The 12,055-nt window shown below is 58.6% G+C and carries 11 protein-coding genes; 3 read left to right on the top strand and 8 right to left on the bottom strand.

Features of this window, described 5'->3' with window-relative positions; genetic code table 11:
* The 7 genes from AAAB35_RS00095 to AAAB35_RS00125 all read right to left on the bottom strand — a co-directional run.
* On the bottom strand, positions 1-977 hold a 977-nt coding region (locus AAAB35_RS00095; RefSeq protein ID WP_340666220.1), incomplete at its 3' end, for a Tex-like N-terminal domain-containing protein.
* 79 nt (positions 978-1,056) lie between these two features.
* A complete protein-coding gene (locus tag AAAB35_RS00100) occupies positions 1,057-2,196 on the bottom strand; it encodes a Gfo/Idh/MocA family oxidoreductase (RefSeq protein ID WP_340666221.1) in 1,140 nt (379 codons plus the stop codon).
* Positions 2,197-2,210: 14 nt separating this feature from the next.
* Positions 2,211-2,957 carry a sugar phosphate isomerase/epimerase gene (locus tag AAAB35_RS00105; RefSeq protein ID WP_340666222.1) on the bottom strand — a complete coding sequence of 249 codons (747 nt, stop codon included), beginning with the start codon at positions 2,955-2,957 and terminating at the stop codon, positions 2,211-2,213.
* A 28-nt stretch (positions 2,958-2,985) separates the two neighbouring features.
* Complete coding sequence (locus AAAB35_RS00110) at positions 2,986-4,083, bottom strand: ABC transporter ATP-binding protein (protein WP_340666223.1); 1,098 nt, start codon at positions 4,081-4,083, stop codon at positions 2,986-2,988.
* Positions 4,080-4,967 (bottom strand): carbohydrate ABC transporter permease, encoded by an 888-nt coding sequence (locus tag AAAB35_RS00115; protein ID WP_340666230.1) that lies wholly within the window; start codon positions 4,965-4,967, stop codon positions 4,080-4,082. Before AAAB35_RS00115 ends, AAAB35_RS00110 begins: the two co-directional genes overlap by 4 nt.
* Before the next feature lie 5 nt (positions 4,968-4,972).
* Positions 4,973-5,878 (bottom strand): sugar ABC transporter permease, encoded by a 906-nt coding sequence (locus AAAB35_RS00120; RefSeq protein WP_340666224.1) that lies wholly within the window; start codon positions 5,876-5,878, stop codon positions 4,973-4,975.
* Between the two features lie 70 nt (positions 5,879-5,948).
* A complete protein-coding gene (locus tag AAAB35_RS00125; RefSeq protein WP_340666225.1) occupies positions 5,949-7,193 on the bottom strand; it encodes an ABC transporter substrate-binding protein in 1,245 nt (414 codons plus the stop codon).
* Positions 7,194-7,497: 304 nt separating this feature from the next.
* On the opposite strand from AAAB35_RS00125, the gene AAAB35_RS00130 reads away from it, so the two are divergent.
* Entirely contained in the window at positions 7,498-8,550 is a 1,053-nt protein-coding gene (locus tag AAAB35_RS00130; RefSeq protein ID WP_340666226.1) for a LacI family transcriptional regulator, read from the top strand.
* 17 nt (positions 8,551-8,567) lie between these two features.
* On the opposite strand, the gene AAAB35_RS00135 is transcribed toward AAAB35_RS00130, so the two are convergent.
* The gene (locus AAAB35_RS00135; RefSeq protein ID WP_340666227.1) at positions 8,568-9,422 is read right to left on the bottom strand and encodes a DUF296 domain-containing protein; all 855 of its coding nucleotides are present in this window, start codon (positions 9,420-9,422) and stop codon (positions 8,568-8,570) included.
* A 212-nt stretch (positions 9,423-9,634) separates the two neighbouring features.
* Between AAAB35_RS00135 and AAAB35_RS00140 the strand changes: the two genes are divergently transcribed.
* On the top strand, positions 9,635-10,489 hold the full coding sequence (locus tag AAAB35_RS00140) for an IclR family transcriptional regulator (RefSeq protein WP_340666228.1): 855 nt from the start codon (positions 9,635-9,637) through the stop codon (positions 10,487-10,489).
* 16 nt (positions 10,490-10,505) lie between these two features.
* Positions 10,506-12,055 (top strand): acyl-CoA synthetase (locus tag AAAB35_RS00145; protein WP_340666229.1); only part of this gene is annotated, 1,550 nt, incomplete at its 3' end.

Raw genomic sequence — 12,055 nt, forward strand, 5'->3', positions numbered from 1 at the left:
CCCGCGGGAGCTGCCAGCAACAAATCCTTCAGGTTGCGCGCAAAAACATGAATTGCTTCCTCTTCGGCCCGCTCGCGCATTGTCGTCATGAGATCGATGGAAAGATTGAGCGAAAAACGGATGCGCCATGCCCAGCGCACGACGTCCATCAGCCAGCGGCCGGCCGGTCCGCCACTATCAGAGATCGCATAGGCATTCGCTATCATCCGCTCGACCGGCTTGACCGAAGCTGTATCCTCTGCATCGACTTCGATTTCGAGCGACAGGAACTCTTCGTTGCGGCCGCGCAACATCGCAAGCGCCCGGTGGCTTGGGACCGTCGCCCAGCGTTCAAAATGGTTGAAGTAATCGGCGAACTTGGCCCCTGCTTCCCCTTTGCCCTCCACGACTTTAGCGCGCAATATGGCGCGGTCTTGCATGTAATTACGCAGGCGGCCAACCAGATCGGCATTTTCCGAGAATGTTTCGACCAATATATCGCGTGCACCCTCGAGCGCCGCCTTCACATCCGGGACGTCTTCGGTAACGAAGTTCTTTGCGAGTTCCTGCGGTACGGATAGTCGATCCGACAAGATCGTCTCCGCCAGAGGGCCGAGCCCCCGTTCGCGCGCAATCTCGGCCCGGGTCCGCCGCTTCGGCTTATAAGGGAGATAGATATCCTCCAGCTCGGCCTTGGTTACAGTGCCCGCAATCTTGCCTTCGAGTTCCTCGGTCAGCTTGCCCTGACCGCGGATTGATTCGATGATCGTATCGCGACGCGCATCGAGTTCGCGCAAATAGAGCAGACGTTCGTCCAGCGTGCGCAATTGCGTATCGTCCAGACCGCCAGTCACCTCCTTGCGATAGCGGGCGATGAATGGAACCGTGGCACCGCCGTCGAGAAGCGCGATCGCCGCATTCGCCTGCTCGGGCCTCGCATTGATTTCGGCTGCGATGAGGCGGGCGATACGGGCAGTAGTGGCACTGTTTGCGGTCACGAGGCATTTCCATCACTGATCATCGGGCGGCGACAATAGGACCGCCCGATCGTGACCGCAATGCGCAGGCCACTTCGCCCTACCGCTTTTTCAACAACGATCTTGCATCCCTGATGCCGAGTGCCTCAGGCCGAGAACAGCTCGTCTTGATATCGATGAACTTCTTTTCCTCGCCGGAGCGAAGAATCGAAACCATCACGTCCACGCCGTGGAGCGCCCGTTCGAGCGAACACCTTATGTCGCGGCCATCGATGATCGCTGCGGCCATATCGGCGAGCCCGGCGGTCCGATAATTGGCCATCATGCCAGCCTGGTGCTTCTGATTGGCAACGCCAAAGGGGTGCGACCACGCCTTGACCGGCTTGACCTTTTTTCCAGGCTTGGCGAGTTTCACCTCGCCACCGAAGAAATTGGGGTCGGGAAGGAATATTGAACCATCGGTACCGTAAAGCTCCATGTTGGGGTGATGGTGCGCCCAGACATCCCAACTCGCCGACAGGGTCACGGTTGCGCCGCTTTCGAACTCAAGCAGCGCCTGGATCGTCGTCGGCGTAGACACGTTGATGACTTCTCCCTTGCGCGGAAGGCTCGAAATGGTGCGGGTCGGCGAAGCCACCGAGGTTAGCGCGGCGACGCGCCGTACCGGTCCGATCAGGTTGATCAGATTGGCGATGTAATACGGCCCGAGATCAAGGATCGGACCGCCGCCGGGACGGAAGAAGAAATCGGGATTGGGATGCCAATGTTCCATGCCATGGCTGAGCACATGGGCCGTCCCCGAGGTGATCGTCCCAATCTCACCGTCATCCACCAGCTTGCGTGCGAGCTGGTGCGCACCTCCGAGAAAAGTGTCAGGTGCGCAGCCGGCTTTCAGCTTCTTTTTCTCTGCAAGTTTCTGAAGCTCAAGCCCATCCTTCAGCGAAAGCGTGAGGGGCTTTTCGGAATAAAGATGTTTTCCTGCGCTGAGGATTTGTTTCGACACGTCGAAATGTGCATCGGGAACCGTCAGATTGACGACAAGGTCAATGTCGTCACTTGCAAGAAGCGCGTCGATCGAGCGCGCATCGATGCCATACTCGGTTGCGCGATGGCGCGAGGCCGCTGTGTTGAGATCGGCAACCGCACGGACCTCGATGCCCTTGAAGAGGGGCGCAAGCGTCAGGTAGGTCGATGAGATATTGCCGGCACCGATAAAGCCGATACCAAGTGACTTGGCCATGATGTTGCTTTCCCTCACAACGACGTGACAGTGGCGATGGAGCGCCGGGCGAACCTTTCGTCGTCCGACGGGTTGTCGTGCTCCATGATGAAGTAACGTGCGGGTGTTTCCGTCAAGGCGTCCATAAGGGCCTTCCAGTCGACAGTGCCATGGCCGACATCAGCCCAGCCGTCCTCGCTGGTATTTTCTCCTGGCGCCGCGATGTCCTTGACATGAACGGCAACAATGCGATGGCCATGATCATTGATCCATGGCAGCGGATCGGCGCCTCCACGAATGATCCATGCGATGTCGGCTTCCCAGGCAATGCTGGGCGCAGCATCGAAGATCGCCTGCTGCGGAAGCGAGCCGTCGGCAAGTGCCTTGAACTCAAAATCGTGGTTGTGCCAGCCGAAAACATAGCCGGCCTTGCTGTAGGTCTCGTGGGCCCGTTCGAGCCGTTCGCCGAAGGCAAGCCAACCTGCCTTGTCCACGGGCCGTTGTTCGACGGCAAGATGCGGACAGAAGATGGCCTTTATGCCAAGCGTTCCCGCAATATCGAGGACCTTGTGTGGGTCGTTTTCGAGAAGGTCGACGCTGAAATGCCCCGTCGGCATGGTGAGGCCATTGGCGTCGAGCGCGGCCCGCATCCCCTTCGGGTCTGCATAAACAGCGCCGAAACCTTCGACCTGCGCATAGCCATGGCGTTTGAGCATGGCCAGGGTCTTTTCGAGGGGCGGGAAATTGCGCGAGCTATAAAGCTGGTAGGAAAAATCGTTCACTTCGGGTCTCCACAATGCTTGAACGGGTCTAGAGGCGGATTTCGCTTTCGGCGTCGAAGACCGAAGCGAGAGCGGGATTGAAGGTCAGGAACACTTTCTCCCCGGGCTGATAGCGGCGGCCCGAGTCGACGCGGACCGAGATCGGTTTTCCCGCAACCTTGAGCCAGACGAGGCTATCGGCACCCATCGGCTCGTCGAGATCCACCGTAGCTGGGCACGACCGTCCCACCGGACCGGCCTGATCGCCGATGCTGATATGTTCGGGCCGGAAGCCGAAAATTGCGGGGCGGCCAAGGGGGAGGGGCTGTTGTGCAGCATAGGCCGCGAGCGAGACGTCAAGTCCATTGGTCCTGAAAGCTGGACCATCGCTCTCATTGACGATTTCCCCCTTGAGGAAATTCATGGCTGGGGAGCCGATGAAGCTTGCGACGAATAAATTGCGCGGCCGGTTATAGATTGTGAGCGGATCATCGAGTTGCTGGATCAGCCCACCCTTCATCACGGCGATCCGGTCTGCCAGCGTCAGTGCCTCGATCTGATCGTGGGTGACATAGATCATCGTATTGGCGAGCTTCTGATGCAGTCTTTTGATTTCAACGCGCAGTTCCGAGCGCAGCTTGGCGTCGAGGTTCGACAAAGGCTCGTCGAAAAGGAAAACATCTACGTCACGCACGAGCGCCCTGCCAATCGCGACGCGTTGCCGTTGACCGCCGGAAAGTTCGGCGGGCTTCCTCTGCATTAATGGTCCGATCTGCAGGATTTCGGCGGCCGCAGCGATACGCTTTGCGATTTCTGCTTTTGGAAGACCGGCAACCCGAAGGCCGAAGGAGAGGTTTTTTTCGACGGACATCTGCGGGTAGAGGGCATAGGACTGGAACACCATGCCGATGCCGCGGTCTTTGGGTTCTTCCCAGGTGACATTCTTGCCCTTGATGAAGATTTGTCCCTCGGAAATGTCGAGGAGACCGGCAATGCAGTTGAGCAGCGTGGACTTGCCGCAGCCCGAAGGTCCAAGCAGAACAAGGAACTCCCCATCTGCCACGTCGATATTGAGATCCTTAAGGACGCTGATCGAACCGAAATTGAGCGAGAGATCTTTGATCGAGACGCTATGCACCTGGGTCATCCTTTGACGGCGCCAGCGGCAATGCCTCTGACGAAATACTTGCCTGAGAAGAAGTAGACGAGGAGGGGGACGGCACCGGTTAAAATGGTCGCCGCCATGTTGACGTTGTATTCCTTCACGCCCTGGGTCGAGTTGACGATGTTGTTGAGCTGTACGGTCATCGGGAAATTCTTGGTTCCGGCGAAGATCACGCCGAAGAGAAAGTCGTTCCAGATGCCGGTGACCTGCAGGATGACCGCCACAACGAAAATCGGCAGCGACATGGGCAGCATGATCTGGAGGAAAATCCGCCAGAAGCCGGCGCCGTCAACACGAGCTGCCTTGAACAGTTCTGGCGGCAGCGAAACGAAATAGTTGCGGAAGAGGAGCGTCAGGATCGGCATGCCGAAGATCGTGTGGATGACGATCACGCCGGTGAGCGTGCCGAATATGCCAAGCTCGCGCGTGATGATGACGAGTGGATAGAGCATCACCTGGTAGGGAATGAAGGCGCCGAAGATAAGGGCGGTGAAGAAGAGTTCCGACCCGCGGAAGCGCCAGTTCGACAGGGCGTAGCCGTTCACGGAAGCGATGATGATCGAGAAGATCACACTCGGTATGAGGATCTTCATCGAATTGAAGAAGCCGACCTTGATCCCCTCGCAGTAAAGGCCGGTGCAGGCGCTGCTCCATGCCGTGGCCCAGGGCTGGAACGTGACCTCCACAGGCGGCGAGAAAATGTTGCCGAGGCGGATTTCCGGCATGCCCTTGAGCGAAGTCATGACCATGACGTAAAGCGGAATGAGATAGTAGAGCGCCGCGACGATGAGCACCGAATAAATCATGATCGCGGCTGGCGATACCGTGCGGCGCGGCCGCCGTCCGCGCGGCTCTGCAGGGCTCATCGCGCTCATTTGGCCACTCCTTCCTTGCGGTTCCTTGGCCGGAACTCAAAAAGCGCCCACGGAACGAGGATGATCAGCACCGTCGTCAACATGATCGTCGATGCAGCGAGCCCCTGGCCGAGATTGCCGCGCGAAAACATGAAGTCGTAGACATATTTGGCGGGCACTTCGGAGGCGATGCCGGGTCCACCGTTGGTGAGTGCGACGACGAGGTCGTAGACCTTGACGATCGTTGCTGCAATGATGACGAGGGTCGTTACAAAAACGGGCCGCATCATCGGGATTATGATGAAGAAATAGGTTCTCCAAGCGGGGATACCGTCGACCCGCGCTGCCTTCCAGATCTCGTCGTCAATGTTGCGAAGACCGGCCAGCATCAGCGCCATGACAAGGCCCGTTCCCTGCCAGAGGCCGGCGATTACAATTGCATAGATAGTAAAGCGCCCGTCGGTCAAAATCGGGAAGTTGAACGTTTCGAAGCCGAGGTCACGCACGACTTTCTGTACGCCGTAGGCGGGCGTCAATATCCATTGCCAGACGAGGCCGGTCACGATGAACGACAGGGCATGCGGATAGAGAAAGATCGTGCGGAACGTGTTCTCGAAGCGGATTTTCTGATCCATCAGCGCCGCGAGTATGAAGCCGAATACGAGGGAAAAGCTGAGGGACAGGACGCCGAAAATCGCGAGGTTTCGGAGCGATACGATCCAGCGCGGCGTGGTGAACAGACGCCGGTATTGCTCGAGCCCAACGAAATCCAGTGTCGGGAGCGATCGTGAGGACGTGAACGAGTAGACCACCGTCCAGAGTGTGCAGCCGACGAAGACGACGAGCACTGTTGCAATCATCGGCACCGCGGCGATCTTCGCGTTCAAATTGCGTAAGGGAGAAAACGGGCGGGTCGCGGCCATGGGAAGTCTCCAACCTTGCGACAGGCGCCGGCCTTACGGCCGGTCGCTATCGGGGCTCATGTGCGGCGGCTCACTTGGCCTGGCTGATGATTTCGACGAAACGTGCCTGTGCATCGTCGACTGACATGTCCTTGTTAGCGAAGAACTCGGTGTTCAGATCTTCGAGCTGGCCTTGCGCGTCGGATGAAAGAGCCTGTTCGATTGATGGAAGCACATTGTTGCCGTCGGCGAGAATCTTGATGCCTTTTTGCATGCATGCGTTGGCTGCCTCCATGTCGATGTCGCCGCGGATAGGCAACGAACCCTTGGCGAGGTTGAACGCCACCTGCGTCTCCTTGGACACGAGCATGCTCGCAAGCTTCAGCTGTGCGCGCGTCAACTCCGGATCGGCATTCTTGGGGAAATAGAAGGCATCGCCGCCCGTATCGAGGACCGGGTGAACGCCGAGGCCGGGAAGACAGTCATAGTCGGTGCCCGCCACCTTTCCGGCAACGCCGAATTCGCCCTGCGCCCAGTCGCCCATGATCTGGCCGCCTGCCTTGCCGGTAAGCACCAGCGATGTCGCTTCATTCCACTGCCGCCCGACATAGCCGGGATCAGCAAGGTCGCGCGCATTGGCGAAGGCCTGCCAGACAGCCTTCATCTCAGGACTTGCCGCCGCGTTTTTGTCCTTGTCGTCCATGATCTTGAGGTAGAGATCCCTGCCGCCGAGCGTTGCGAGCATCACGCGGAAAATGCCGTCGACCTGCCACGCATCGCCTGTTGCCAGCGGAATAATGCCCTTCTCCTTGAGCTTGGGCGCGGCGGCCACGAATTCATTCCAGTTGGTCGGAACCTGCGCGCCGGCTTGCTTGAATGCGCCCGGATTGATCCACATCCATTGCCAGGAGTGGATGTTGACGGGGACACAGTAGATCTTGCCCTCATATTTGCACGAATCGAGAAGTTTCGAGGGGCGGATGAAATCGGCCCAGCCTTCCTTGGTCGCAAGCTCGGTAAGATCGGTCATCAGCCCGGCCTTGACCAGATCCTCGGCGTCGCGGCCTGTGTTGAGCTGGGTGGCACCCATGGGATTGCCGCCGAGGATGCGGCTGACGATGATCGGACGCGCCGTGGTGCCGCTGCCAGCGATAGCGCCATCGACCCACTTGTCGCCGCCGAGCTTGTCATAGGATTGGGCGAGAACCTTTGCCGCTGCTGCTTCGCCACCAGACGTCCACCAATGGGTGACTTCGACATCCACGGCTCGCGCCGAGCCTGCACCAAAGAGCAAAGTCGAAGCCGCCAAAGCGGCCAGCATCGAACAGTAACGCATCCTATCCTCCCAAATCTGAAACGTTACAGATAGGCTAATTCAAACTGCCGCCCGATGCAATTCCCAAGCATGCATTTTCTGCGCGTTTCGGATTTCCGAGAAACACAAGCATACCTATTATCATGTTTTTATTCAATTTTCTTTTCCTGAAATACTTGCCTATCGATGCCGCTTGCGCGGGGAGCGGGATCAGACGCCATTCTACGAGGGGTAAAAAATGTATACGCCCTCTGTACATTTTGTTCAAATTTTGAAACGATACAGGCAAGGTAAATCTATTAGTTGCAATAGACCCGGCGCGGTAATGAAGGCAAAGACAAGCGACCGAATTTCTGGACAGGATGCCGGACCGCCTGCAGACGGCGAGCGTCCGACCCTGAAGACCATTGCTTTCATGGCCGGACTCGGCGTGACCACGGTCTCCCGCGCACTCAAGGATGCCCCGGAGATCGGGCAGGCCACGAAGAACCGCGTCCAGCTCATCGCAAAGCAGATCGGATACAGGCCCAACAGGGCCGGGGTGCGCCTGCGGACCGGCAAGACCAATGTCATCAGCCTCGTTCTCAATGCGCAGTCGGAGATCATGGGCCTTACCTCCAACATGGTTTATGGCATTACCGAAGTATTATCGGAGACGCCCTATCATCTGACGGTGACACCCTACTCGGTCGAGAACGACCCGATGCAACCGATCCGCTACATCGTTGAAACGGGTTCGGCGGATGGTATCATCATGTCGCGCACCGAACCCAACGATGCGCGCGTGCGCTACCTTACCGAGCACGGCATTCCCTTCGCCACCCACGGCCGCACGGAAATGGGCATTGAGCACCCGTTTCACGACTTCGACAACGAGGCTTTCGCCTATCGGGCCGTCAAGAGCCTGGGGGAGAGGGGACGCCGCAAGGTCGCCATGCTCGCCGGACCTTCGCCTTCGGTTACTTATTACCGGCATCTCGATCGCGGCTTCGCCCGGGCAATAGGCGAGGGAGGCGTCGGTTCGGTGTCCTTTTCCGGTATCGACGTCGACACATCCCTGGCCAGTATTCGCGACCGGATGGTCGAAATCATGTCAGGCGCCAGCCGCCCCGACGGCATTGTCTGTTGCAGCGGCAGCGCCGCAATTGCAATCGTTGCCGGTATCGAGGCGGCCGGATTGAAGATCGGCGAGGACGTCGATCTTGCCTCCAAGCAGTCGACCGACGTGCTCAAGTGGTTTCGCCCTCAGATCATCGTCTTCAACGAGGATGTGCGTCAGGCTGGCCGTGAGCTTGCACGGGCCGTCTTAGGACGGATCTCCGGCCGCGATGCAAAAGACCTGCAGACGCTGAGCTATCCTGGCGAAAGCAATGATTGAGCGCAGCTGCGGGGCAGTCATGCCTCTTCAAGGAAAAGTTCGAAGGTGATGCACACGGGGTTTTCGCCACGCAGGAGCTGTCCACGCGTGATCGCGCCTTTTGTGTCGACCATGACAATCTCGAGACTTGTCGAGTTTGACCGCGTCGACACGAAGCCGTTGGTGACGAAAACTTCCGTTGCAGCATCACCCACCGATGAACCATCGACATAACGTGCACCGATCAGGCTGCCGATGCCTCCGCGCAACCGCGCCTCGGCAAGGCCGTGGGTCATTAAGATAGCTTCCAGCGTCTCGATAATGTCAGTGTTCGGCCGAACACGCGCGATCACAACGCGGGGCCCGTCCATGTTTCCGTTCAGTTCGGACGCGATCGGGCGAAACAGGGTGAATCCGGTCTCGGCATCGGGCACCGCAACCATACGCACGTCCTTTGTACACCAGGCGCTCGCGCGGATCGGCCGGCCGACCGTCGTTTGAAGCGGCAGCACATGGCCCGCATGCCGCTTGCCGTCACGCTCGATGAAGGTCGCGTGGCAGTGAACGAAGGGGGCGCCATCGCGTTCACCAAAAGTCACATTGCCGTTCTCGAGCCGTGTCTCGCCGCTTGGCGCACGCGGTTCGCTGTACCACGCCGCGTGGTGCCCGTCGGTTGAAAGCGCAGGCATCAAATATTGAAACGGCAAGAAGCTGCCACCTTCAAGGACCAGTGAAGCCGCCTTCATGCCTGCCTTTGATAGGGGGCCGGCCACAGCCTCGTTGAGGGTCAGGCCGGGTTCGAGGGTAAAATCCAGCTTCCGCCCGGTCCCAACCACGCTCTCGAACCGTTTGAGAGGTGCTGGGCCGGGCTGGCGCAACCGCCGCTCAGACACCGACCGTGACCGCGAACAATAAACGCGCCTCCAACCAATCGGATTCCAGCATCGTTCTTCTAAATACAGTCATCGGTCCACATTATAGAATGTGCCGGACGTCTCAAGGGAATTTTTCCTCGAAGATTTGTGCATGTGATCACTTCAATTTTGCCTATCAGGATTTCAACTGCTAGACTGATCCACAATATGGATCGAAGAAAATACAGCACATGGAACAAAGGGGCGTATCCGCACCGAGGTTGAACGGCTCCCAGAGCGTTGACCGGGCACTCGGTCTGCTCAGCCTCGTCAGCTATTTTGGCGACGAGGGCGGGGCACTCGCCGAGATTGTCGCGCAGAGCGGCCTCAACAAGCCGACGGTCCGGCGCCTGCTCTTGGCCCTCATCCGTTCCGGACTGCTGGAACAGGACGTTGCATCACGCCGCTATTTTCTCGGTCAGCAAGCCTATGTGCTTGGTACGCTTGCAACGCGCCGATTTGGCCTTCTGCAAATCGCGCGTGACAGTCTCAGCCTCCTTTCTGCCAAGACGCAGGATACGAGCTTCATTTCGATCCAGCGCGATTATCATGCGGTCTGTCTCCACCGCGAGGAGGGCACCTATCCCATCCGAACCCACGCCCTGCAGGCCGGTTATCGCCACCCGCTCGGCGTCGGCGCCGGTTCGCTCGCCCTTCTTGCTGCACTCGACGACGATGAAATCGACGTTGCTCTTTGCGCCAACGAACCGGAACTCCTCAGCGAATATCCGCAACTTGTTCCTTCTCAAATCCGGGCTGATATCGCAACCACGCGCGAACGCGGGTTTTCCTTGAACCCGGGGCGCATATTGCCAAACTCCTGGGGCGTCGGTCTCGCCATACGCCATCCGGATGGCAAACCTGCCGGAGCGCTGAGCATTGCCGCCATCGACAGTCGCATGCAGCCTGACCGCCAGTTGGAACTTGCAGCACTGATGCGCCGTGAGGCATGGAAGATCGAATCGCGGCTTGCGCATCTGCAGCCAGCCTATGACGGGCCAAGACGGCCGTCCACACAACGGCCGTCGCTTCGAACAAAGACGTAGTTTTTCGGGGAAAATCATGGAGCGCATATCAAAACGGGTCATGAACCTATCGGGTTTTCTGGCGCAAACGGCAGCGCGCCTCCCGGACGAGATCGCCCTCGTCTGGCGCGATCAAACATTTACGTGGAAGACGCTGCACCGCCGCGTCAATGCCATGGCCGCCGCGCTCAAGGCCGAATTCGGCGTCGCGAAAGGCGATCGCATCATCGTCCAGTCGCAAAATTGCAATCAAATGCTGGAATCGATGTTCGCCTGTTTTCAAGTCGGTGCCGTCTGGGTTCCAACCAACTTTCGCCAGACACCCGACGAGGTCGCCTATCTTGCGCAGGCAAGCGGCGCCAAGGGCATGATCTGCGGGCATGTCTTTCCCGAACACGCAGCCGCTTGCCGCGCTGCGAGCCCCAACCTCGCCTTCGTGATGGCCATCGGAAATGCTGCTTTTGGCGAAGACTACGATGCCGTCGTAAGCCGCTTCGAGGGCAGGAGGGCGGACGTGGCCGCTGTGGAACATGACGATCCGTGCTGGTTCTTTTTCACCTCTGGAACGACCGGGCGGCCGAAGGCCGCCGTGCTCACGCACGGCCAAATGGCCTTCGTCGTGACAAACCACCTTTGTGACCTGATGCCAGGCACGACACATCTGGATGGATCGCTCGTTGTTGCTCCTCTCTCGCATGGGGCGGGCATTCATCAGTTGACCCAGGTTGCGCGCGGCTCGAAGACCGTGCTTCTGCCCAGTGAAAAGCTGGATGTTGCCGAGGCCTGGCGCCTCGTGGAAGCTTGGCGCATCAGCAACATGTTCACCGTGCCGACCATTCTCAAGCTACTCACCGAGCATCCGTCGGCTAAGGAACGGGACCATTCATCCCTGCGCTACGTCATTTACGCCGGTGCACCGATGTATCGCACGGATCAGGTTCATGCGCTGAATGTATTGGGCCCGGTCATCGTCCAGTATTTCGGGCTTGGTGAGGTCACCGGCAACATCACCGTCCTGCCCGCCGGGGAACATCATGCCAAAGAGGCGGACGATACGCGTCCCGGTAGCTGTGGCTACGCGCGAACGGGGATGCAGATTTCGGTTCAAGATGGGGATGGCAACGAATTGAAGCCGGGAATGACCGGGGAGATCTGCGTCATCGGTCCTGCGGTATTCGCCGGTTATCATGACAATCCGCAAGCCAATGCGAAAGCTTTTCGCAATGGCTGGTTTCGCACCGGCGACCTCGGCCATATGGATGCGGCAGGTTACCTGTTCATCACGGGCCGCGCGTCGGATATGTATATTTCAGGGGGTTCGAATATATATCCGCGCGAAATCGAGGAGAAGATTCTCACGCATCCCGACATCAGTGAGGTTGCTGTGCTTGGCATACCGGACCCGGTATGGGGCGAGGTCGGCCTTGCCGTCTGCGTGGCGCGCGCGGGAGCGAGCCCCGACGCCGACGCGATCCTTGCATGGATCGACGGCAAGATGGCGCGCTACAAGCTACCCAAACGGTTTGTCTTTTGGCCGGAGATGCCAAAATCCGCCTATGGCAAGATAGCAAAGAAGCTGATCCGCGA

The sequence above is a fragment of the Phyllobacterium sp. genome (assembly GCF_037994425.1).
Lineage (GTDB): Bacteria > Pseudomonadota > Alphaproteobacteria > Rhizobiales > Rhizobiaceae > Phyllobacterium.